At 66.2% G+C, this 22,711-nt stretch carries 20 protein-coding genes; 7 read left to right on the top strand and 13 right to left on the bottom strand.

The genetic code is table 11. The features are described from left to right. Positions 1 to 60 precede the first annotated feature (60 nt). From murI to clpS, 11 genes are all read right to left on the bottom strand, one after another. Positions 61 to 864, bottom strand: coding sequence for a glutamate racemase (gene murI / locus KDB67_RS10410; RefSeq protein ID WP_291015545.1), 804 nt, complete (start codon positions 862 to 864; stop codon positions 61 to 63). Continuing rightward, on the bottom strand, positions 861 to 1,490 hold the full coding sequence (locus tag KDB67_RS10405; protein WP_291015544.1) for a rhomboid family intramembrane serine protease: 630 nt from the start codon (positions 1,488 to 1,490) through the stop codon (positions 861 to 863). The genes murI and KDB67_RS10405 overlap by 4 nt, the downstream gene beginning before the upstream one ends. Positions 1,491 to 1,548: 58 nt before the next feature. Then, the gene (locus KDB67_RS10400) at positions 1,549 to 2,520 is read right to left on the bottom strand and encodes a pyridoxal-phosphate dependent enzyme (RefSeq protein ID WP_291015524.1); all 972 of its coding nucleotides are present in this window, start codon (positions 2,518 to 2,520) and stop codon (positions 1,549 to 1,551) included. 7 nt (positions 2,521 to 2,527) lie between these two features. Next, positions 2,528 to 2,815 (bottom strand): MoaD/ThiS family protein, encoded by a 288-nt coding sequence (locus KDB67_RS10395; protein WP_291015522.1) that lies wholly within the window; start codon positions 2,813 to 2,815, stop codon positions 2,528 to 2,530. A 44-nt stretch (positions 2,816 to 2,859) separates the two neighbouring features. Next, the gene (locus tag KDB67_RS10390; RefSeq protein WP_291015520.1) at positions 2,860 to 3,270 is read right to left on the bottom strand and encodes a M67 family metallopeptidase; all 411 of its coding nucleotides are present in this window, start codon (positions 3,268 to 3,270) and stop codon (positions 2,860 to 2,862) included. Between the two features lie 84 nt (positions 3,271 to 3,354). Continuing rightward, positions 3,355 to 3,732, bottom strand: coding sequence for a hypothetical protein (locus KDB67_RS10385; protein WP_291015518.1), 378 nt, complete (start codon positions 3,730 to 3,732; stop codon positions 3,355 to 3,357). Beyond that, positions 3,725 to 3,985, bottom strand: coding sequence for a hypothetical protein (locus tag KDB67_RS10380; protein WP_291015516.1), 261 nt, complete (start codon positions 3,983 to 3,985; stop codon positions 3,725 to 3,727). The genes KDB67_RS10385 and KDB67_RS10380 overlap by 8 nt, the downstream gene beginning before the upstream one ends. A 57-nt stretch (positions 3,986 to 4,042) precedes the next feature. Next, positions 4,043 to 4,309: a hypothetical protein gene (locus tag KDB67_RS10375; RefSeq protein ID WP_291015514.1), complete on the bottom strand. Its 267-nt coding sequence runs from the start codon at positions 4,307 to 4,309 to the stop codon at positions 4,043 to 4,045. Between the two features lie 16 nt (positions 4,310 to 4,325). Beyond that, positions 4,326 to 5,348: a M12 family metallopeptidase gene (locus tag KDB67_RS10370; protein WP_291015513.1), complete on the bottom strand. Its 1,023-nt coding sequence runs from the start codon at positions 5,346 to 5,348 to the stop codon at positions 4,326 to 4,328. A gap of 393 nt (positions 5,349 to 5,741) precedes the next feature. Next, positions 5,742 to 6,326, bottom strand: a complete 585-nt coding sequence (locus KDB67_RS10365) for a DUF2017 domain-containing protein (protein ID WP_291015512.1) — start codon at positions 6,324 to 6,326, stop codon at positions 5,742 to 5,744. A 35-nt stretch (positions 6,327 to 6,361) separates the two neighbouring features. Further along, a complete protein-coding gene (gene clpS / locus KDB67_RS10360) occupies positions 6,362 to 6,685 on the bottom strand; it encodes an ATP-dependent Clp protease adapter ClpS (RefSeq protein WP_291015511.1) in 324 nt (107 codons plus the stop codon). A gap of 19 nt (positions 6,686 to 6,704) precedes the next feature. On the opposite strand from clpS, the gene KDB67_RS10355 reads away from it, so the two are divergent. From KDB67_RS10355 to KDB67_RS10325, 7 genes are all read left to right on the top strand, one after another. Then, entirely contained in the window at positions 6,705 to 8,018 is a 1,314-nt protein-coding gene (locus KDB67_RS10355) for a nicotinate phosphoribosyltransferase (RefSeq protein ID WP_291015510.1), read from the top strand. 18 nt (positions 8,019 to 8,036) lie between these two features. Continuing rightward, positions 8,037 to 8,633 carry an isochorismatase family protein gene (locus tag KDB67_RS10350; protein ID WP_291015509.1) on the top strand — a complete coding sequence of 199 codons (597 nt, stop codon included), beginning with the start codon at positions 8,037 to 8,039 and terminating at the stop codon, positions 8,631 to 8,633. Continuing rightward, positions 8,630 to 10,717 (top strand): ATP-dependent DNA helicase, encoded by a 2,088-nt coding sequence (locus KDB67_RS10345; protein WP_291015508.1) that lies wholly within the window; start codon positions 8,630 to 8,632, stop codon positions 10,715 to 10,717. Before KDB67_RS10350 ends, KDB67_RS10345 begins: the two co-directional genes overlap by 4 nt. Positions 10,718 to 10,848: 131 nt before the next feature. Next, positions 10,849 to 12,852: a maltotransferase domain-containing protein gene (locus tag KDB67_RS10340; RefSeq protein WP_291015507.1), complete on the top strand. Its 2,004-nt coding sequence runs from the start codon at positions 10,849 to 10,851 to the stop codon at positions 12,850 to 12,852. Position 12,853: 1 nt separating this feature from the next. Then, a complete protein-coding gene (gene glgB, locus KDB67_RS10335; RefSeq protein WP_291015505.1) occupies positions 12,854 to 15,055 on the top strand; it encodes a 1,4-alpha-glucan branching protein GlgB in 2,202 nt (733 codons plus the stop codon). Positions 15,056 to 15,076: 21 nt separating this feature from the next. Beyond that, complete coding sequence (locus KDB67_RS10330; RefSeq protein WP_291015504.1) at positions 15,077 to 16,345, top strand: alpha-hydroxy acid oxidase; 1,269 nt, start codon at positions 15,077 to 15,079, stop codon at positions 16,343 to 16,345. Positions 16,346 to 16,366: 21 nt separating this feature from the next. Beyond that, positions 16,367 to 19,708 carry a BTAD domain-containing putative transcriptional regulator gene (locus KDB67_RS10325; protein WP_291015502.1) on the top strand — a complete coding sequence of 1,114 codons (3,342 nt, stop codon included), beginning with the start codon at positions 16,367 to 16,369 and terminating at the stop codon, positions 19,706 to 19,708. Positions 19,709 to 19,711: 3 nt separating this feature from the next. Here the strand turns inward: KDB67_RS10325 and KDB67_RS10320 are convergent, their stop codons facing one another. After that, a complete protein-coding gene (locus KDB67_RS10320) occupies positions 19,712 to 21,850 on the bottom strand; it encodes an MMPL family transporter (RefSeq protein WP_291015501.1) in 2,139 nt (712 codons plus the stop codon). 100 nt (positions 21,851 to 21,950) lie between these two features. After that, complete coding sequence (locus KDB67_RS10315) at positions 21,951 to 22,364, bottom strand: hypothetical protein (RefSeq protein WP_291015499.1); 414 nt, start codon at positions 22,362 to 22,364, stop codon at positions 21,951 to 21,953. Positions 22,365 to 22,711 lie beyond the last annotated feature (347 nt).

Below are 22,711 nucleotides of genomic sequence, written 5' to 3'. Positions count from 1 at the left end.
CGTCGGCGCTGCGAGTCGCATAACAGTCACATGTTCGGCGGGTTAACTGCCGGGGCGTCGCTAGAGGTGCTGGACCTGACCCACCGCCGGGCCCAGGAATCGCGACGACAGCCGCGCGAAGAACTCCGGATCGCCTGTCGACTGGAACACCCGCACCGCCTCGCGTCCGGTATGCGGGGTCAGCAGGTCACGCTCGGTGAGCACCCTGAAGACGTCCTTGGCGGTCTCCTCGGCGCTGGACACCAGTGTCACCTGATCACCCATCGCCAGCGCGATGACCCCCGACAGCAACGGATAGTGGGTGCAGCCGAGTACCACGGTGTCGACGTCGGCCTGCTGCAGCGGTTCAAGGTATCCCTGTGCGAGCCCGAGGATCTGCCGGCCGCTGGTGACTCCGCGTTCGACGAAGTCGACGAACCGCGGGCACGCGACCGCGGTGATCACGGTGTCGCGGGCCGCGGCGAACGAGTCCTGGTAGGCGCGGGAGGCGATCGTGGCCTCGGTGCCCAGCACGCCGATCCGGCCGGTCTTGGTCGCCACCACGGCGCGGCGCACCGCGGGCAGGATCACCTCGATGACCGGGATCGGCGCGTACCGTTCGCGAGCGTCGCGCAGGCAGGCGGCCGACGCGGTGTTGCAGGCGATGACGATCGCCTTCACGCCCCGGGCCGCGAGGTCGTCACCGATGGCCAGGGCGTGCTTGCGGATCTCCGGGATGGTGAGCCCGCCGTACGGGCCGTTTCCGGTGTCACCGATATAGACGATGTCCTCGTCGGGCAACAGGTCGATGATCGCGCGTGCGACGGTGAGGCCGCCGACTCCGGAGTCGAAGATGCCGATGGGCGCGGTGGCCTCGATACTCAGAGTCCCACCCCTGACGACGGGAGCGCCTGCGGCGCGCGCCGGCGACGATCACGGCCGGCCAGGTGCCACGCGGCGACCACGCCGCCGATCGCGCCGAACAGGTGGCCCTGCCAGGAGATCGCCTCGTCGGTGGGCAGCACCCCCCACAGCACCGAGCCGTAGATCAGGAACACCACCACGCCGATGAGGATCTGCCACAGGCTGCGGTTGAAGATTCCCCTGATCAGCAGGTAGGTGAGCCAGCCGAAGATGATGCCCGACGCCCCGATGGTGATCGAGTACGCGGGCGCGGTGAGCCACACCCCGACTCCGGAGATCACCCAGACGATGCCCGTGACGACCAGGAATCGACGCGCCATCAGCAGCAGAAACCCCAGCACGAGGCCGGGGCCGAGATTGCCGAACAGGTGCGCCCAGTCACCGTGCAGGAACGGTGACCAGATAATCCCGTCGAGTCCGCCCACCTGCCGGGGTTCGATGCCGTTGGCATCCAGATCGTGGTGCGGGGTCAGGTTGTCGATCACTTCGATCGCGATGAGCCCGGCCGCGATCGCGATCATGGTGATCGCCGACGTCAGCCACAGCGGGCGCGGCTTGCGTGGCTGCTCGGCCGCCGCGGCCGGCATCGGATGGGTCACGTGTCGTTCCTCGCTGCTGATCGAGACCGTTCGGTGAGGAGTGCTGTCAGGCCCAAAGCTGCCCGGCGAGCACCTCCTGTGCGTCGTCCAGGCTACCTTCGTACGCCCCGGTCGACAGATACTTCCATCCCGCGTCGGGCATCACCAGCCCGATGTCGGCGCGCTCGCCGCGTTTGAGTGCCTGCCGTCCGATCGCGCGGGCTGCGTGCAGGATCGCGCCCGTCGACACCCCGGCGAAGATCCCTTCGAGGTCGATCAGTTCCCGTACCTGGGCCACCGCGTCGGCGCCGGTCACCGAGAATCTGCGGGTCAGCACCTCGGGGTCGTACAGTTCGGGGACGAAACCTTCGTCGATGTTGCGCAGGCCGTACACCTCGTCGCCGTAGCGTGGTTCGGCGGCCACGATCTGTACGCCGGGCTTGCGTTCACCCAGATACCGGCCCACTCCCATGAGCGTGCCGGTGGTGCCCAGACCCGCGACGAAGTGGGTGATCTCGGGCAGGTCGGCATACAGTTCAGGGCCGGTGCCCTCGTAGTGGGCGAGCATGTTCGCCTCGTTGCCGTACTGGTACAGCATCACCCAGCCCGGATTGGCGGCGGCCAGGTCCTTGGCCATCGCGACGGCCGTGTTCGATCCACCCGCCGCGGGCGAGGAGATCACCTCGGCCCCGAACATCCGCAGCAGCGATCGGCGTTCGTCTGAGGTGTTCTCGGGCATCACGCAGATCAGGCGATATCCCTTGACCTTGGCGGCCATCGCCAGCGAGATGCCGGTGTTGCCGCTGGTCGGTTCCAGGATCGTGGCGCCCGGCGCCAGCGTGCCGTCGCGTTCGGCGGCCTCGATCATCCGTAGCGCCGGGCGGTCCTTGATCGAGCCGGTGGGGTTGCGGTCCTCAAGCTTGGCCCACAGTCGCACATGCGGGCCGTTGTCATCGTCGTCCCATCGGGGCGAGAGTCGCCGCAATCCGATCAGTGGGGTGTGGCCGACCGATTCGATGAGCGATTCGTAGCGTGCCACCGCCGGATCAGCCGCCCGCGACCGCGGGCAGGATGGTCACCTCGTCGCCGTCGTCGACGACGGTGGCCAGGCCGCCGGTGAACCGCACGTCCTCGTCGTTGACGTACACATTGACGAAGCGGTGCAGCGTGTCGGTGCCGGCTGCGTCGGGGGCCACGAGGCGTTCCTTCAGGCCCGGATGCGCCGATTCGAGTGTGTCGATGAGTTCGGCCAGGGTGGCGCCGGTCGACTCGACGCGCTTCTCACCGCCGGTGTGCGGGCGAAGGATGGTGGGGATGGACACGGTCACAGCCATGAGGTCTCCTGATGTCGGGGGCTGATGATGGGCGAACGCGCAGGCTACGCGGGGACGATCTCCACGGGCTCCTCGGTGACCACACCGTCGACGATGCGGTAGCTGCGGACCTCCTCGGCCTGCGGGTCGCGGGTGGAGATGAGCACGTAGTGGGCGCCCGGCTCACCGGCGTACGAGATGTCGGTACGGCTCGGGTAGGCCTCGGTGGCGGTGTGCGAGTGGTAGATCACCACCGGCGCCTCGTCGGCGCGGTCCATCTCGCGCCACACCTTGAGTTGTTCGGCCGAATCGAACCGGTAGAACGTCGGCGAACGTTCGGCGTTGAGCATCGGGATGAACCGCTCCGGACGGTCCGAACCTTCCGGTCCGGCGATCACCCCACACGCCTCGTCCGGATGGTCGGCGCGCGCGTGGGCAACCATCCGATCGACCAGATCGCGGCTGATAGTCAACATGACGATGTGCAACCGAAGATCCTGCGAGAACATTCCCGAGCTGGCCGACACCGGCAGCGCCACATGGGTCCCCCGTCCGGATTGCTAGACGGTCACCACCCGCACTGTCGCCGTGTTCGACGAACCGCCAACCGGAACCGGATAGGATTGAGTGGTAATTCGGTCACCACTGGTGATCGCCCCGCTGCCACTGCAATCAACGTGGACGCGAATATTCAAGCCCGCGTCGCGGCGCGCGGGGGGGACGCCGAGCACCACCGTGACGCCGTCACCCGCCCCGACGTCGTGCTCGATTCCATCCACCGACTCGGCGACAACCTCCGCTGCGGCATCGATACGACTGACATCTTCCAGCATGACGTGGATCGACCCGGACCCTGCTTCGATTGCTTCTTCGAAAACCACAGCTATCGAAACCGGGCACGGGTCGTCATCCGACACGCCAGAAGCAGGACTATCCATCCAGCACAGCGTAGCGGGCTTGGAAGGTCACCGGAACGTTCGTGACGTTCTTGACTTCGATGAACCACTTGACCAGATTGGTCGCCTGCCGGGTGGACCTGACCTTCCACTCCACCTGGGCGGCGCCGTCGACCACCGGTGCGGTCGGGACGACGGACCACACGACATTCGATGCCGCGTTCCAGCTATGCGTGAACCAGGTCCTTGTCTGCCCTGCGGTCACCGTGCCGGTGAACTGAGTTCCGAATCGCATTTCAAATCTCCTTCGTTGAATATGTGTCTACATTCGATGTCATCCGACCGGTTGCCGTCAGATGCCGGTTCCCCCATCAACCGCAGCCCCCAGTTCCTCGGCGAGGGACGACATAGCTGCTTCTGCTTCGGCGGTTTCGATCACGGCAACGAGCCAGCCCGGTGGCGGTCCGCCATCGGCGTCCACGGAGTCCGCCGCGGCATGGTTGCCGTCGACGCTCGCGCCCGAGTACTCGCGTGCTGCGCCGGCGTCATGATTCATTTCGCCCGACTCGACCGAGTTGGCGACGACGTCGATGCCGTCAATCTTCAGTGTGATCTCCATTGTCCGCTTCCTTGCCTCAGATAACATTCGGCGACCAACCCAGAACTTGGTACCGTGCGTCGAAACTCACGGCCGAGTTCGAGAGGTTTCGTACCTCGACGTGATATTTGACAAGCCGCTCGGCTTGCCTCGATGTTCCCACCACCCATTCGAGTTGCGCATTGCCATCAATGACCGGCGCAGTGGGGATGACGAACCATTCCACGAACCAATGCGACGGCCAGCTATGGGTTGACCACCGCCTGGTGGCGCCGGCCGCCACATTTCCCGAGAACTGGACGCCCCGCCAGGAACGCGACTGCTCGAGTTCCGGATAGAGTGTGCGAACGGCAGCGATGTCACCGGCAGACAGACCCGTGCGCTGCCCGATGGCCTGGCCTCCGACCGGCACGATCGTGGCCTTTCCGTTATTGCTGAAGGCCGTTTCCGGATAGTGCATTATCGACCCGAAATCGTACGATCCGATATCATCGCCATCAGTGATGTGCTGGTTGAAGTTGTGTTCGCGACCGCTTTGAATATTCGCCCACACGACCCGCACGAACCTGTCACGATCCTCGCGACTCTGTTCATGCCACAGACCTACCGCATGCCCGATTTCATGAACTGCGGACCCGAAGCCGCACCCGCCACCCAGTGAGATGACCTGGGCACCTGTCCCTTGCATCCCCACCGACGACCAGCAGCCGTCGCGAACTTCGAACGACACCCAATTCGGGTAGAGATTCTGGTTTGCCGACGTACGTTCCACGAACCGGATACGGGTGTTCTGCTGCCAGTGCGCGATTGCCTGATTGACCAAGGGCCGCAGCGATGACACACATGTGAACGGCACCAAGCCACCCGGCCAGCGATACCGCTGACCTGTGATACCGATACCGTTCACCACGATGCCCGGTTCATTGTCGGCGACTGCCGCCGCGACCTCCGCCGCGGTTGCGTTCGTGACTTCGGCGGTGATCGCGGCCACCTCGTCAGGGCTGCCGAGCGCGATATCCCCTTCGAAAATCGCAACGTCGTCGATCACGCTATACGTCACGGGGCGAGTATCGAATGCGTCGATTCCCCGGATGAAGCCCGTCCGGACGTCATCGGAGGACCGGAACCACGCTGCGGTGTCACACGCAGTGCACGGTTCTCCGGCCGATTCCTCATCCGCCCCTTCTGGGGACGACCTTTCCAACTGGCTTGTCATGTTTCACTCCCAACAATGTCAATTGACCTGTTTCACAGCGGAAATGACAGGCAAGGATTCGCAACGTGACGCTGAATCCGAAATCCCGCGATCCGCTACGACAACGGTCACAGACCGAAAGGAGTGGGACACGAGTAGTCGACTACCTGGATCTCGCACAGACGAAGCCGACGAGAAGTCTGCGCCGCAGACAATCGCACGTAGCTACCTCGAAAAGGTTCCCTCTCCGGGACACCCCTACCGCGACATCAGCACCTCGACCAGCATGTCCTGCATGAACGTCAGCCAGTGATAGACATCCAGATGCGCGGCGTGTGGGTGGTCCGGGGGCAGTTCGGCGGGGGTGTCCTCGGTGATGCCGAGCATCGCGCCGAGCGCCAGCCGCACATCGTTGAGGGCGGTGAGCCACTGCTGGGCTTCCTCGTCGGTGAGCGCGATCCGGCCACCACCGGGCGGCACGGTGTCGAGGACGACCTTGGCCGCGGCCAGTTTGGCGTCGATGATGATCGGTTCGTTGACGCTGCGCAGACCGGCGTTGAGATCGCCGTTGACCACATCCGCGGACATTTCTTCATCCTGGTCGGGCCGATGGAAGTCGGGCAGCAGACGCCCGAGGGTGACGTCGCGCGGTGCGTCGCGGTGGCCGGTGCGGATGCCGGTGATCGCGGCCAGTTCGTCGGCGGGTGGGGCACTCGACTCGCGTTCGGTCAGCAGGTCGGTCAGTGAGGTGATCATCGAGATCAGCAATTCGGCCTCGTGCTGCTCGACTACCGCACAGATCCGGCGGGAGCGGCCTCTGCCTTCACGTTTCCAAGTGCGCACGCCTCACATGGTAGGCGCGGCGACGGGCGGACCGGTCAGGTGTCGCGCTGCATGGTGGCCCACAGGCCGGCGGCGTGCAGTTTGCGCACGTCCGTCTCCATCTTGTCGCGGTCGCCCGCCGACACGACGGCCTTGCCCTCGTTGTGAACCTGCAGCATCAGTTCGTTGGCGCGTGTCTCCGAATACCCGAAGATCTTCTGGAACACGAACGTCACGTACCGCATCAGGTTGACCGGGTCGTCCCACACGATCGTCACCCAGGGGCGATCCATCCCAACCTGTGGATCGGCGACCGCGGGTTCGGCCACCGCCGTCGAACCGGGAGTAGCCTCGTGCGCACACCATATGTCCGCATGCATACGAATAGGGTAGGCGATTGTGAGTCTCGACAACACAGCCCTGCTGACCGACCACTACGAACTGACGATGGTGTCGGCGGCGCTGCGCGGCCCGCTGGCAGCGCGTTCGTGCGTGTTCGAGGTCTTCGCCCGGCGGCTGCCCGACGGCCGCCGCTACGGCGTGGTGGCCGGCACCGGGCGGCTGATCGACGAGCTGACCCGCTTCCGCTTCGGCGACGACGAGATCGCGCAGGTGGCACAGTTCCTCGACGATGACACCGTGGCCTGGTTGCGCGACTACCGCTTCAGCGGCGACATCGACGGCTACCGCGAGGGTGAGCTGTACTTTCCGGGCTCCCCCATCCTCACCGTCCGCGGCACCTTCGCCGAGGCGGTCATCCTCGAAACCCTGATCCTCTCGATCCTCAACCATGATTCGGCGATCGCCTCGGCCGCCGCCCGGATGGTGAGCGCGGCGGCGAAACGGCCGATCATCGAGATGGGCGGCCGGCGCACCCACGAGCGTGCCGCGGTCGCCTCCGCGCGCGCCGCCTACCTGGCCGGGGTCGCTGCGACGTCGAATCTGGAGGCCGCCCGCACCTTCGGTGTGCCCAGCGCCGGGACCGCCGCGCACGCGTTCACACTCGGATTCTCCGGCCCGGACGGCCCCGACGAGAAGGCCGCCTTCGCCGCGCAGGTGGAGGCGCTCGGGGTGGGCACCACCCTGCTCGTCGACACCTACGACATCACCCAGGGGGTGCGTAACGCCATCGAGGTGGCCGGCCCGGATCTGGGTGCGGTGCGCATAGATTCCGGTGATCTTGGTGTACTGGCGCGTCAGGTGCGTGACCAACTCGACTCGCTCGGCGCCCCGGACGTGAGGATCGTGGTCTCCGGCGACCTCGATGAGTACGCGATCGCGTCCTTGCGGGCAGAACCTGTGGACACCTACGGGGTGGGCACCTCGCTGGTCACCGGCAGCGGCGCACCCACCGCCGGAATGGTGTACAAGCTCGTGGAGGTCGACGGCATCGCGGTGGCCAAACGGGCCAGTCACAAGGCGTCGGTGGGCGGAGCCAAGTCGGCGATCCGACTGGCACGCGCCAGCGGCACCGTCGTCGAGGAGGTCATCTACCGCACCGGCGGACCGGTCCCCGACGGCGACGGACAGTCGGTGCGGCCCCTGCAGATACCTCTGGTACGCGGCGGCGAGCCGGTAGCCGACCTGCCCTCCCTCACCGACAGCCGTGCCCATCTCGCCGACGGATTGGTGAGTCTGCCGTGGGAGGGCCTCGGTCTCTCACACGGCGATCCCGCGATCCCCACCCGTTATCAGCTCCCCACCCGCCCTTAGGTCCAGGAGGCGTCCGAAATGCATGCTCCACACCGCGCCCTGATCGTCGTCGACGTGCAGAACGATTTCTGTGAGGGCGGTTCGCTCGGCGTCCACGGCGGCGCCGCCGTCGCCGACGCAGTGACCACCCTGCTGCCCCACTACCGGATCGCGGTGGCCACCCGCGACTATCACATCGACCCGGGTGATCACTTCTCCGACAATCCCGATTTCGTCGACAGCTGGCCGCCGCACTGCCGCGTCGACACCGAGGGCGTGTGGTTCCATCCGCCGTTCAACACCGCGACGGTGGCCGAAGTGTTCTCCAAAGGCCAGTACAGCGCCGCCTATTCCGGTTTCGAGGGCACCGCCAAGGACGGCTCGACGACGCTGGCCGATTGGCTCGCGGCCCGCTCGATCACCGAGGTCGACATCGTCGGCATCGCCACCGATCACTGTGTCCGCGCCACGGCACTGGACGCGGTCGCCGCTGGTCTGGCCACCCGCGTGCTGCTGAACTACACCGCCGGGGTGGCGAACGAGACCTGCCGTAAAGCCCTGTCCGAGATGCGTGCGGCGGGTGTTGTTCTCGACGGTGATCTGCTGTACGACGGCTCGCCGGCGTACTCCGGATGAGCCCCCTGGGTAAGAGTTCACAGGACAAGAACGCACTCGATACGCTGCCGGAGGTTCCCGAACTCCTCGACGTCGCGGTCACCGCTCTCGGTGGTACCCGTCGCGACGGGCAATTGCGGATGGCCTCGGCTGTGGCGCATTCCATCGACACCGGTGAGCATCTGGCCGTGCAGGCGGGCACCGGTACCGGCAAGTCGCTGGCGTATCTGATCCCGTCGATTCGGCACGCGGTGGTGTCCGGGCATACCGTGGTGGTGTCGACTGCCACGATCGCGTTGCAGCGCCAGCTTATCGACCGCGACCTGCCGCGCCTGGCGACCGCGCTGAAGGCTCCCATCGGCCGCGAACCGTCGTTCGCGATCCTCAAGGGGCGGTCGAACTACCTGTGCCTGAACAAGATTCACGGTTCCACCGCGGAGGAACCCGAGGGTGAACTGTTCGACCCGTTCGAGATCTCCCGCACCGGACGGGAGGTGACCCGGCTGCGCGAATGGTCCTCGGACACCGAGACCGGCGACCGCGACGACCTGGTACCCGGTGTGTCCGACCGGGCGTGGCGGCAGGTCAGCGTGTCCGCACGCGAATGCCTGGGCGCGACGAACTGCTCCTACGGCGAGGACTGCTTCGCCGAACAGTCCCGCCGCAAAGCCGCCCTGGTCGATCTGGTGGTCACCAATCACGCGATGCTCGCGATCGACGCGATGAGTCCGGCGACAATCCTGCCCGAACACGACGTGGTGGTCGTGGACGAGGCACATGAGTTGGTCGATCGCATCACCTCGGTGTCGACCGACGAGTTGTCGGCGGCGTCGATCGCGCTGATCGCCCGGCGCTGCGGCAAGCTCATCGACGAGGAGACCACCGATGCCCTCCTGGGCGCGGGTGAGCAGTTCGGTGAGTTTCTCAACGACGTCCGCACGGGTGAGTGGACGACGATGCCGAGCGGCGGTGACGCCGTGTTCGCCTCGCTGCGAGACCGGTTGTGGCAGGCGCACACCGCGATCGGGCCGGTACGCGGAGCAGGCCAGGACGCCGACAGCGCCGCGGCCCGGTCTGCGGCGCTGACGTCACTGGAGAACACGCACGACGCCGTAGTCCGGTTGCTCGGCGCGTTCGACGAACAGGACATGTCCAAGCGCCGGGATGTGGTGTGGGTAAGCGCCGAACCGATCAACCGGGCCGGCGAGACCCGCCGAGTGCTGTGCATGGCGCCGCTGAGCGTCGGAGGCCTGCTGCGCAGCAGCCTGTTCGCCGGCGCGACGGTGATCCTCACCTCGGCCACCCTCACAATCGGCGGAAACTTCGACGCACTCGCGGTCAACTGGGGTCTGCCCGCGCACGGCGGCGGCACGTCGGGCGCGGCGGTCGACGTCACCGCCACCGGCAAGACCGCACCCTCGGACACCTCGTCGGTGCGGTGGAACGGCCTGGACGCCGGGTCGCCGTTCGACTACCCCCGCTCGGCGATCCTGTACGTCGCCAAACATCTGCCCAGGCCCGGCCGCGACGCCCTGTCCGAGCCGGTGCGCACCGAGATCGCCGAGCTGATCGACGCCGCGGGCGGGCGCACCCTCGGGCTGTTCTCGTCGATGCGGGCGGCGAAGGAGGCCACCGAGTTCATGCGGGAGCGCTCGGACCGCACGATTCTGTGCCAGGGTGACGACTCCACGTCGACGCTGGTGAAGCGGTTCGCCGAGGACCCGGAAACCTGCCTGTTCGGGACATTGTCGCTCTGGCAGGGCGTCGACGTGCCCGGTCCGTCGCTGAGTCTGGTACTCATCGACCGGATCCCGTTCCCACGTCCCGACGATCCGCTCATGACCGCCCGTCAGCGCGCAGTCAGCGCACGCGGCGGCAACGGGTTCCTCGCGGTCGCGGCCAATCATGCGGCGTTGCTGCTGGCCCAGGGTGCCGGCCGGTTGTTGCGGTCCACCGCCGATCGCGGCGTGGTGGCGGTCCTCGACTCGCGGCTGGCCACAGCCGGATACGGCGGCTACCTGGTGGCGTCGTTGCCGCCGTTCTGGAAGACCACCGATCCGGCAGTCACGCGGGCGGCGTTGCGCCGATTGAAGAAGCCGGGCTGAGAGCCCAGGCCGGTGCCCGATCCCTGCCCTGTCCGGGTCCGCACAGTGGGAGACTGTGGTCATCGCGCTGAGACCTGGATCGTTTTCGCCTACGGTTAGGGCGTGTGCGCAAGCAGCCGAGAGGAGGCCGCGTGATCGGCCGGATGGGCATCGACGACATCTCCCCGATAGTTTCCGCTGGACTATACCCAGCGAAAGCCGTTGTAGGCGAGCTAATTCCGGTGAGTACGGCGGCCTGGCGGGAGGGTCACGACGCCATCGGCGTCACGCTGCACATCGACGGCCCCGGCCGCAACAGGCGCCGCGACATCGCGATGCGCCCGTCGATCGAACCCGACGTCTTCAACGGCGCCTTCGTGCCCGACGCGCCCGGGTTCTGGTCCTTCCGCATCGACGCGTGGAGCGATCCGTATACGACGTGGCGTTCGGCGGTCATCAAGAAGGTCGACGCCGGGCAGGGTGCGGCCGATCTGGCCAACGATCTGGAGATCGGTGTCGCGGTGCTGACCCGCGCACTCGATCTGGTACCGGAGGATTCACGGGCGACGCTGACCGAGGCCATCAGCGCGCTGCGGTCACCGCGTCGCCGGATCGAGAACCGCGTGGGCCCCGGCATCAGCACCGAGATGGCCGAGTTGTTGACGCGGTACCCGGTGCGGGAACTAATCACCAAGTCCCGCACCTACCGGGTGTGGGTGGACCGCCGCCGCGCCCTGTACGGCTCGTGGTACGAGTTCTTTCCGCGGTCGACGGGCGGCTGGGACACCGACGGCAACCCGGTGCACGGTACTTTTCTGACCGCCGTAAACGACCTGCCACGCATCGCCGGAATGGGTTTCGACGTGGTGTACCTGCCGCCCATCCACCCCATCGGTGAGGTCAATCGCAAGGGACCCAACAACACCCTGATCGCCGGACCCGACGACGTCGGCTCCCCGTGGGCCATCGGTTCTGCCGACGGCGGCCACGATGCGATCCACCCGAAACTCGGCACTGCCGAGGACTTCGCGTACTTCGTCAGTCGCGCACGCGAACTCGACCTGGAGGTAGCGCTGGATCTGGCGCTGCAATGCGCACCCGACCACCCGTGGTCGTCGGAGCATCCGGAATGGTTCACCACACTGCCCGACGGCACCATCGCCTACGCGGAGAATCCGCCCAAGAAGTATCAGGACATCTATCCGCTCAATTTCGACAACGACAAGACCGGCATCTACAAAGCCGTGCTCGACGTCGTCCTGCACTGGATCGAGTTGGGCGTCAAGATCTTCCGCGTCGACAATCCGCACACCAAGCCGCCGAACTTCTGGGAATGGCTGATCGTCGAGGTGAAGAAGCGTCATCCCGAGGTGCTGTTCCTGGCCGAGGCGTTCACCCGGCCGGCTCGGCTCTACGGTCTGGCCCGACTCGGATTCACCCAGTCGTACACGTATTTCACGTGGAAGACGCAGAAGTGGGAATTGGAGCAGTTCGGCCGCGAACTCGCCGACCACGCCGACGAGGCCCGCCCCAATCTGTTCGTCAATACGCCCGACATCCTGCACGAAAGCCTCCAGCACGGCGGTCCCGGAATGTTCGCGCTGCGCGCCGCGCTCGCCGCCACGCTGGCCCCCACCTGGGGCGTGTACAGCGGCTACGAACTGTACGAGCACATGGCGGTCAAGGCGGGCAGCGAGGAGTACCTGAATTCGGAGAAGTACGAACTGCGCCCGCGTGACTACAAGGCCGCCACGTCGAACGGTATGTCGCTGGAACCGTGGATCACCTCGCTCAATATGATCCGGCGGCGCCATCCGGCGCTGCAGCAGTTGCGCAACATCAGCTTTCACCATCTCGACAATCCGTCGCTCATCGCCTACTCGAAGGTCGACCCGGTGACCGGCGACCGAGTGGTGGTGGTGGTCAATCTCAACCCATTCGGCACCGAGTCGTCGACGCTGTGGCTGGATATGCCTGCCCTCGGCTTCGACTGGCAGGACCGGTTTTCCGGCCGGGACGAGGTCAGTGGAGAGGAATTCCATTGGGGTCAAGCCAATTTCGTCCAGCTCGAACCATGGAAGGCCGTCGCGCACATCGTGTCCCTGCCCCCGCTGAACCCGGCCGCCGCCGAACAACTCTCCTACCGGGTGCGCTGACATGACGAACATCCCCGACGCCCGGGCACCGCGGCACGATCTGAATCGGCTCGGCAGCCTCACCCATCCCGATCCGCACGCGTTCCTCGGCGCACACGAGACCGCCGACGGGTACACCATTCTGCGTACGCTGCGACCCAACGCGGTGTCGGTGTCGGCGGTGATCGGCGGCGTCGACCATCCGATGACAGCCGACGGCGACCTGTTCGCGGTGGCGGTACCGATCACGGGTCTGGTCGACTACCGCTACCGGATCGTCTACCCTGGCGCCACCGGCGGCACAGATGAGTTCGTCGTGGCCGACGGTTATCGGTTCCTGCCCAGCATCGGCGAGGTGGACGTGCACCTGTTCGCCGAGGGCAGGCACGAAACCCTTTGGGAGGCACTGGGTGCGAGGGTCGTCTCGTACACCACCGCCGACGGCGAGGTCACCGGCACCGCGTTCTCGGTGTGGGCACCCAACGCAAAAGGGGTGGCGGTCGTAGGTGATTTCGACGATTGGGGTGGACGCGCCCACCCGATGCGGATGATCGGTTCCAGCGGTGTCTGGGAGGTGTTCGTCCCCGATGTCCGCGGCGGTGCGCGGTACAAGTTCCGGGTGCACGGCGCCGACGGTGTCGTCCGCGACAAGGCCGATCCGATGGCCCGCCAGACCAACCCGCCGCCCGCCACGTCGTCGATCGTGAACGAGTCGGAATACGTGTGGGGCGACGACGACTGGCTGGCCCGACGCGCCGCCGCGGAGCCGGTCGAGCAGCCGATGAGCATCTACGAGGTACACCTGGGTTCGTGGCGACTGGGCCTGAACTATCGGGATCTCGCCGATCAACTAGGCACATACGTCGTGGAGAAGGGTTTCACGCACGTCGAGTTCCTGCCGGTGGCCGAGCATCCGTTCGGCGGATCGTGGGGCTACCAGGTCACCTCCTACTACGCACCGACCTCGCGTTTCGGCAGTCCCGACGACCTGCGCTATCTGATCGATCACCTGCATTCACTGGGGATCGCGGTGATCGTCGACTGGGTTCCGGCGCACTTCCCGAAGGACGACTGGGCGCTGGCCCGCTTCGACGGTACCGCCCTCTACGAGCACGCCGACCCGCTGCGCGGTGAGCAACTTGATTGGGGCACTTATGTTTTCGACTTCGGTCGGCACGAGGTGCGTAACTTCCTGGTCGCCAATGCCCTGTTCTGGTTCAGCGAGTTCCACATCGACGGTCTGCGTGTGGACGCGGTCGCCTCGATGCTGTATCTCGACTATTCGCGCCCGTCGGGCCAGTGGCGGCCCAACATCCACGGCGGCCGGGAGAACCTCGAGGCGGTACAGTTCCTGCAGGAAACCAATGCGACTGTGCACAAACACTTTCCAGGCGTGGTGACCATCGCCGAGGAATCCACGTCCTGGCCGGGCGTCACCAGGATGACCGACACAGGAGGGCTCGGATTCACCCTCAAATGGAACATGGGATGGATGCACGACACCCTCGGTTATCTTTCCCGGGATCAGGTGCATCGCAGCTTCCATCACCAGGACCTGACATTCTCGCTGATGTACGCGTGGAGTGAGAACTTCGTGCTCCCGATCTCGCACGACGAGGTGGTGCACGGCAAGGGCACCCTGTGGACGCGAATGCCCGGCGACGCGTTCATCAAAGCGTGTGGGGTGCGAATCTTCCTGGCGTACATGTGGTCTCATCCCGGTAAGCAACTTCTGTTCATGGGCCAGGAGTTCGGGCAGTCGCGCGAGTGGGCCGACAACCGCAGCCTGGACTGGGACCAGATGCAGGGTTGGGAAGGCGAATTGCATTCGGGCATCTCGGCTCTCGTCGGTGATCTGAACCGCATCTACCGGTCCAGTCCGGCCCTGTACAGCCGGGACACCGGATCCGACGGTTTCACCTGGATCGACGCCGACGACGCCGCCGGCAATGTGATCACCTACCTGCGGTTCGGATCCGACGGATCGGCGATGGCGTGTCTGTTCAATTTCTCGGGTAGCGATCGCGGCGACTACCGTGTCGGGCTGCCCCGGGGCGGAACGTGGACCGAGGCCCTCAACACCGATTCGTCAGCATACAGCGGACGCGGCATCGGCAATATGGGCAGCGTAGTGGCCGACGGCCCGGCGTGGAACGGGCAACCTGTATCGGCGGCGGTGACGATCCCGGCCAATTCGGCCATCTGGCTGACACCGGAGCAGTAGCGAAAGGACAGGTAGGTAGCGATGAGCACCGTACAGCGCCAATTCCCCAAGCCCGCAGAGCTTCTCGAACTCATGCAGTTCAAGAAGCCCGAACTCAATGCCCGCAGACGCAGACTGGGCAAAGCGCTGACCATCGACGACCTACGCACGATCGCCAAGCGCCGCACGCCCAAGGCCGCCTTCGACTACACCGACGGCGCCGCCGAGGGCGAACTGTCGCTGCACCGGGCACGGCAGGCGTTCAAGGACATCGAATTCCACCCCGGCATCCTCTCGCCCGCGCCGAGCGTCGACACCTCGTGCGAGATCCTCGGCGCACCCAGCGCACTGCCCTTCGGGATCGCACCGACCGGGTTCACCCGGCTGATGCAGACCGAGGGTGAGGTGGCGGGGGCCTCCGCGGCCGGTGCCGCCGGCATCCCGTTCACTCTGTCCACGCTCGGCACCACCTCGATCGAGGATGTGCGTTCGGCAAACCCCGGTGGTCGCAACTGGTTTCAGCTGTATGTGATGCGCGAACGGGAGATCTCCTATGATCTGGCCCGACGTGCCGCCGGCGCGGGTTTCGACACGTTGATGTTCACCGTCGACACCCCGATCGCGGGGGCACGGCTGCGCGACAAGCGCAACGGCTTCTCCATCCCGCCGCAGCTGACACTCGGAACCGTCGTCAACGCCATCCCCCGGCCGTGGTGGTGGATCGATTTCCTCACCACGCCCACCCTCGAGTTCGCCTCCCTCAGTTCCACCGGTGGAACCGTCGGCGAACTGCTCAACGCGGCAATGGATCCCACCATCAGCTTCGCCGACCTCGACGTCATCCGTGAGCTGTGGCCGGGCAGGATCCTCGTCAAAGGCGTGCAGACCGTCCAGGATTCGGTTCGGCTGCGCGATGTGGGAGTCGACGGCATCGTGTTGTCCAATCACGGTGGGCGCCAACTCGACCGCGCGCCCATCCCCTTCCACCTGCTCCCGAAAGTACGGGCCGCCGTCGGCGACGGGTTCACGGTGATGGTCGACACCGGCATCATGAACGGCGCCGACATCGTTGCCTCCGTCGCACTCGGCGCCGATTTCACCCTCATCGGCCGCGCCTACCTGTACGGACTGATGGCCGGTGGCCGGGCCGGCGTCGACAAGACCATCGAGATCCTGCGCACCGAGATCGAACGCACCATGGCGCTGCTCGGAGTGTCCTCGCTCGCCGAACTGGGCCCGCACCACGTCACCCAGCTCACCCGGCTCGTCCCGCTCGGCGATTCGTCCGCCCGGGCGAGCGCCGACGACTGATCCGCACCGTATCCTTGGCCGGTGAAGTTCGCGATCCTCGGCCACCTGGAGGTGACCCGCGACGGTGTCTCCGTCGACCTGGGCACCCCGAAAACCCGATCGCTGCTGGCTGCCCTGGTGCTGGCCCGTCCGCACGCGGTGTCGGTGGATTCGCTGATCGGGCAACTCTGGGGCGAGCATCCGCCGGCCTCGGTGATGACGACGTTGCAGGCCTATGTGTCGGGGCTGCGACGGACCCTGGAGCCTGATCGTAAACCACGTCAGCCCGCCTCCGTGCTGCTGACCCGAGTTCCCGGCTACGTGCTGGATCTGGTCCCGGGCACCGTCGACGCCGACGTTTTCGAATCGGTCGTCACCGACGCCGACGCGCGCCGCGACACGCTCTCGGGCATGACCGCCGAGGGCCTGGAGCAGGTCGACGCGGACCTGGCCGACGCGTTGTCGCTGTGGCGCGGTGAGGCGTACGCCGACCTCGGCGATGCCGCGGTGGCCGAACGGTCCCGCCTGGAAGAACTGCGCGTCCTCGGTGAGGAACTGCGACTGGAGGTGTCGACGGTGCTGGGCAGACACACCGCGGTCGCCGCAGCCGCCGAAGCACTGATCGCCCAGTACCCACTGCGCGAAAGCCTTTGGCGGATCAGGGCTCTCGCGCTCGCGCGATGCGGGCGGCAAGCCGATGCGCTCGGTGTGATCGAAGACCTGCGTAAGGTTCTCGACGAGGAGCTGGGACTGCTACCCGGTCCGGCGATCCGGGAACTGCAATCGGCCATCCTGCAACAGGATTCGTCCATCGACTGGGAACGCCCGGTATCGGCGGTTCCGGATGCACCGACCCCGGCGGCCACCGAGCCCGACCCCGCACCGGCCCCACCGGCTGCCGATACCGTGCCCGTACTCCCGTGGCCCACCGCCGGCCGGGCGGACGAGCTGGCCGAACTGTCGGCGGCGTGGCAGCGATCTGTGTCGGGATCGACGGAGTTCGTGGTGATCAGCGGCGAGGCCGGCATCGGCAAGACCCGGCTGGTCGCCGAAACAGTCGCGACGGCCGCACGTGACGGCGCCCTCGTCGGCTGGGCCCGCTGCTCGCAGGACGACGGTGCGCCGCCGCTGTGGCCGTGGGCGCAGATCCTGACCAGGTGGGGCCGCGAACTGCCGACCATCACCGCCGGCGCCAACACTGACGAGGGCGCCGCCTTCCGGTTGCGCGAGCGGATCGTCTCGGAGGTGCTGGCAGAGTCGTCGCACAGGCCGGTGCTCATCGCGATCGACGATCTGCACTGGGCCGACCCGTCGACGCTGAGGGTGCTGCAGCTACTCGGCGAGATCTCCGGGGAATCCCAGCTCATGGTGCTGCTGACCTGGCGCAGCGTTGACGGCGCCGTGCCGCTTGCCGAGTTGTCCGAATCGCTGGGCAGGCGCCACGCCACCCGTATCCCGCTCGGCGGACTCGACTCCGATGCGGTGGCCGAGGTGATGCACTCGGTCGCCGGGACCGCGACATCGGACTCCCAGGCCGTCCAGCTCACCGGCCGCACCGACGGAAATCCCTTTTTCGTCGTCGAATATGCCCGTCTCGCACAGCATTCGGGCAGCGTGTCGCAGTTGCTGGCCGAACCGCGCCCGCCGACGGCGGTCGGTGAGGTGATCGGCCGGCGCATCGACAGGCTCGGCACCGACACCGCCCGCATCCTGCAGACCGCGGCGGTACTGGGGCGCGAGTTCACCCTGCCAGTCCTGTGCGGCGTCCGGGCGCAGGACCCCGACACCGCACTGGACCTGCTCGACACGGCCGTCGCCGCGGGGCTGATCCGTGAGGAAGGGATCGGGGAGTTCGTCTTCGCGCACGCTCTGGTCCGCGACCACATCTATTCGGTGTCGGCACCGACCCGGCGTGCCTCGGTCCATGCCCGCGCCGCGCAGACCCTCGCCGATCTCGGTGGCCGGGGTTCGGAGATCGCCCACCATTGGCTGTCGGCCGGTCCGGCGCACCGGGCGCGGGCCTGGCGGGCCGCACGCGACGCCGCTCATCAGGCTGCCGAAGTGTTCGCGGATGACGAGAGCGTCGGCCTGTACACCGCGGCACTGAAGGCACTGCCGGGTGACCCGACCGCCGATGCCTCCGACGAGTTCGAGCTGTTGCTGGACCTGGCCGAATGCCATCGCAGACGCGGAGATTGGACCGCGCTCGAAGAACCCTTGCGGGCGGCGATCAGCCTGGCCCACCGGACGGGGAATGGGATATGGCTCGCCCGGGCCGGGGTTCTGCCCTCGCGTGGTTCGGCCTGGTTCTCGGTCGGTGTCGGCGACCAGAACGACGACGTGGTCGAGGCGCTGCGCGAGGCGCTCACGATGCTTTCCGCCGAGACTTCGCGGGAAGCCTCCGCGCTGCGCGCCGAGGTGATGCTGGCTCTGGCCAACGAGATCTATTACACCTCCCCGTTCGCCGAACGCCGAGAACTCGTCGCGTCCGCCACCTCGATTGCCATCGAACTCGGCGACGACCGCCTGGAGCTGGACGCGATGCTGGCCGGGCAGCAGGCATTGTGGTCTGCGAACAACGCCGAGCAGCGGCTCACGATGCTCGAACGCGCTAAAGAGCTGGCGCTGCGGGTGGGTGATGTCGACAGCCGGATCCTCGCGACGTCGCTGTGCGCGAATGCGCACGCGCAGCTCGGCCATCCCGAACGGATGTGGCCGCTGCTGGACATCGCCCTCGCCGACGCCCGGCGCCGGCGCCGACCATTCCTGGTGATGGTGGTGTTGTCGACGGCCGTGACCTGGCACGCGATGTCGGGTGATTTCACCCGGGCCCGTGCTCTCGCCGACGAGTACTTTCAGCTTGAGCATCGGGTGCGGCTGGCCCAGTCTCCGGTCGCGAGTATGGGTATCCGGCTGGGAATCGCCCTGTGGGACGGTTCGCTGTCGGCGGTCGCCCCGCACTTCTCCGGGCCCGTCATCGATCAGATGCCCGTCGGATGTTTCCGGGCCGCACTGTATATCCGTATCGGCGATCGTGACGCGGCCCGAGACTCGATCGTGGTCGATCCCGGCCTCTCCTCGCATGACTGGTACTCGTTGGCCGAGTGGGCGGCGGCCGGTGAAGTCGCCGCCCACCTGGAGCGGCCCGACCTAGGCCGCCAGGCCTACGACCTGCTCGCCCCGATGACCGGGTGGTCGGTGAACGCTGGCGCGGGCACCGCGATCGGCCCCGCCGACGCCTTCCTGGCACTGGCCGCATTCTCAATGGGAGACACCGAACTCGCGTCCCGGCACGCCGACGACGCCGAACACCTGATGGACCAATGGCGAATCCCGCCCGTCCGGCAATGGTTCGCCGGCGAGCGGGATCGCTTCGGTTTCTGACGGTTACACCTTCAGCAGTTCCGGAGCCTTGCCCGCATCCTCCTCGTGCGCTTCGAGATCGATCGTCGGCAGAATCCTGTCGAGCCACCCCGGCAGCCACCAGTTGTAGCGGCCCAGCAGCGACATCGTCGCCGGCACCAGCACCATCCGGACGACGGTCGCGTCGAGGAAGACCGCCACTGCCATCCCGAGGCCGGCCATCTTCAGCATGATGTCGGTTTCGGTGGAGAAGCTCAGGAACACCGCCACCATCACCGCCGCGGCCACCGTGATGACCCGGCCGGTCTTGGCCAGCCCGCTGATCACGCTGCCGCGCGGATCTCCGGTGGCGAGCCAGTCCTCACGGATCCGCGACAGCAGGAACACCTCGTAGTCCATCGACAACCCGAACAGGATCGCGAAGATCAGGATCGGCACCCAACTCGACACCGCCACAGGCTGATCCACGCCCAGCAGCGACGATCCCCAGCCCCACTGGAACACCGCGGTGATGACGCCGTACGCGGCGGCCACCGACAGCAGGTTCATAATGGCGGCCTTGACCGGGATGATCACCGACCGGAACACGACGGTCAGCAGGACCAGCGACGCGGCGACGACAAACCCGATGACCACCCACAACCGGACGGCGAGCATATCGGAGATGTCGTCGTAGTAGGCGGTTTCACCGGTCAGCACCGTGCCGTCGGGAAGTTGGTCACGGATCGCGGCGAGCACGTCACTTGTCTTGGTGTCCGACGGCCCGTAGGCGACGGTCACGTGCGCGACCCCGATCGCCTTGTCGGGGGACGGCATCAGCGGACTGACCGCGACCACACCCGGCTGACGCGAAATCCGGTCGAGTGCCAGGTCGACGGCTCCCGGATCGGCCTTGTCGGGCCCGGTCGATTCGGCGACGATCAGCACTTCGGCGTTGGCGCCCGGACCGAACTCGTCGGCCAGCAGATCATACGCACGCCGTGTGGTGAGTTCGCTCGACTGCGCACTCGCATCCGACGGCCAGGTCCGCATGGCCATCGCCGGCGCGGCGAGGGTGAGCATCACGATCACCGCGAGCATCGCGGCCGCCAGGGGCCGTCGACCGACCGCCGCAGCCCACCGTCCGATGAACGACTCTTCAGCGGCGACGGGTGCCGCGGCGGCCTTGCGTTCCTTGCGCGGCGTCAGCCGAGCACCGGCGAGTGCGCACAGCGCGGGCACAACGACGAGCGTCGCCGCCAGCATCGCGACCACCGCGATCGCGGTGGCGAACCCGAACGACGAGTACGTCGGCAGCCCAGCCAGCCGCAATCCCATCAGCGACACGAGCACGGTCGTCGCCGCGATCACCGCCGAACGCCCCGCGGTCGCAACCGATCTGGCAGCCGACTCGACGACGTCGTGTCCGTCGCGCAGATACTCGACGTGACGGTTGACCACCAGCAACGCGTAGTCGATACCCACACCGAGCCCGACCATGCTGGCCACCATCGGCGCCGACGGACTGACTTTCATCGCCGCGGCCAGCAGGGTGACGCCGGCGGAGGTCGCGACGAGACCGACGATCGCCGTAACGATCGGCAGGCCGGCGGCCACCACCGACCCGAACGCCAGCACCATGATCAGCAGCGCCAGCACGATACCGATGATCTCGGCATATCCCTCGACGGGAGCAGCCGCAGTCTCGGGCACCGCCCCGTTCATCTCCACCGTCAGCCCCGCCGCACGAGCATCGGCCACAGCCTCATTGAGCGGATCAGCATTCCCCATCAGATCCTTGTGAGTGATGGGAACGTCGTACCCGACGGTGATCACCGCGGTGTCCCGATCATCACTGAACCGGGCGTCCGACACCGTCACCACATGCGGCATCGCCTCGAGTTTGGTTCGCAGCCCGGCCGTTTCGGCCTCGGTCAACGCCCCATCACCCGAATGCACAACCACCCGCGCAAACGCATCCCCCACCCCGGGCTGATGCTCCCGGAGCAGCTCGACGCCCCGCTGCGACGGCACCCCGGTGACATCCCAGTCCTCCTGGGTATCACCACCAAACGCCATCGACACGCCCAACAGCACGACGAGCACACCAACACATCCGAGCAGCGCCCGAACAGGATGCCGGGCACTGACATGCCCCAACCGATACAACAGTGAACTATTCATGCCGACACCCTCCCCCACCCCACTTGGCGCCCACTTGTACTCGGCTTGGAGACGTCGTGTCTGGCGAGCAAGCCGCTATCAAGCGGTAATGTTCACGCCGCTACTTCCACTTACAGCTGTATGGTTTGACAGTGACAAGACCGACCTTGTTGGTGTCGAGTTGGGCGCACATGTTTCGGGCCGCGGCGTAGTCAAGCTTTGACGCCTGGTCCTGCAGGTACCACCAGCCGGCACCAGTAAACGCTGCACACGCGAGCCCAGGAACTGCTGCCGCCAACGCCATAGCGCCACAAATCGGAGCAACTGCCGCCGCACCGCCTCCTGCTGAGAGATCAGTCACCCGCCGGAACTTCGGCTGAAGCTTCTTTACTTCGGATTGCGAATACCAGGTTGACGTTCCCCACCAGTACTTCGTGCTTACGCTGGCGTCTGCGACGGGCGTGACTCCGGCGCCGATCAAACCCACCGCGGCAGCAGCCACTGCGATTGCACCGGTCTTTTGTACCAATTTCATTGCGTGGGAATCCTTACTGTACCGATAGGACCGATCGTCTCGAAACAACTAACCAATCACCGGCAATAGATTGTGCTTGACTCAGATCAGATGAGAGAATTCTCTCGTAGCAATGCATGATCTGCTACGAAGCTTACCGTAGCAATGCTGCACACTGAAAGTAAAGCATCCTACAGCAGAATCGTCGGAACTGACGACAACAGATTATCTGATATGAGGTTCTGACCTAGATCCGCGAGTAGCGGTGGCGTATCGGATCTGACTGCGAATTTGCGTGTTGCACAGTGTGTTTAGCAGTGTTTGGCATGCCGATGTTCCCGAGGTCCGTTCGGGTGGGCGGGGTTTCG

Origin of the sequence: Gordonia sp. (in: high G+C Gram-positive bacteria) (assembly GCF_020438995.1) — a bacterium.
Classification (GTDB): Bacteria; Actinomycetota; Actinomycetes; order Mycobacteriales; family Mycobacteriaceae; genus Gordonia.
Note: the sequence above shows the minus strand (reverse complement) of the source record. Positions and strands in the feature narration are given on the sequence as shown.

What these genes read in the sequence shown, in the direction of transcription:
- KDB67_RS10385 (WP_291015518.1), bottom strand. Translation starts at nt 3,732, where the DNA reads ATGGATAGTCCTGCTTCTGGCGTGTCGGATGACGACCCGTGCCCGGTT.
- KDB67_RS10380 (WP_291015516.1), bottom strand. Translation starts at nt 3,985, where the DNA reads ATGCGATTCGGAACTCAGTTCACCGGCACGGTGACCGCAGGGCAGACA.
- KDB67_RS10390 (WP_291015520.1), bottom strand. Translation starts at nt 3,270, where the DNA reads ATGTTGACTATCAGCCGCGATCTGGTCGATCGGATGGTTGCCCACGCG.
- KDB67_RS10345 (WP_291015508.1), top strand. Translation starts at nt 8,630, where the DNA reads ATGAGCCCCCTGGGTAAGAGTTCACAGGACAAGAACGCACTCGATACG.
- KDB67_RS10395 (WP_291015522.1), bottom strand. Translation starts at nt 2,815, where the DNA reads ATGGCTGTGACCGTGTCCATCCCCACCATCCTTCGCCCGCACACCGGC.
- KDB67_RS10375 (WP_291015514.1), bottom strand. Translation starts at nt 4,309, where the DNA reads ATGGAGATCACACTGAAGATTGACGGCATCGACGTCGTCGCCAACTCG.
- KDB67_RS10405 (WP_291015544.1), bottom strand. Translation starts at nt 1,490, where the DNA reads ATGCCGGCCGCGGCGGCCGAGCAGCCACGCAAGCCGCGCCCGCTGTGG.
- KDB67_RS10350 (WP_291015509.1), top strand. Translation starts at nt 8,037, where the DNA reads ATGCATGCTCCACACCGCGCCCTGATCGTCGTCGACGTGCAGAACGAT.
- KDB67_RS10320 (WP_291015501.1), bottom strand. Translation starts at nt 21,850, where the DNA reads ATGAATAGTTCACTGTTGTATCGGTTGGGGCATGTCAGTGCCCGGCAT.
- clpS (WP_291015511.1), bottom strand. Translation starts at nt 6,685, where the DNA reads ATGCATGCGGACATATGGTGTGCGCACGAGGCTACTCCCGGTTCGACG.
- glgB (WP_291015505.1), top strand. Translation starts at nt 12,854, where the DNA reads ATGACGAACATCCCCGACGCCCGGGCACCGCGGCACGATCTGAATCGG.
- KDB67_RS10315 (WP_291015499.1), bottom strand. Translation starts at nt 22,364, where the DNA reads ATGAAATTGGTACAAAAGACCGGTGCAATCGCAGTGGCTGCTGCCGCG.
- KDB67_RS10330 (WP_291015504.1), top strand. Translation starts at nt 15,077, where the DNA reads ATGAGCACCGTACAGCGCCAATTCCCCAAGCCCGCAGAGCTTCTCGAA.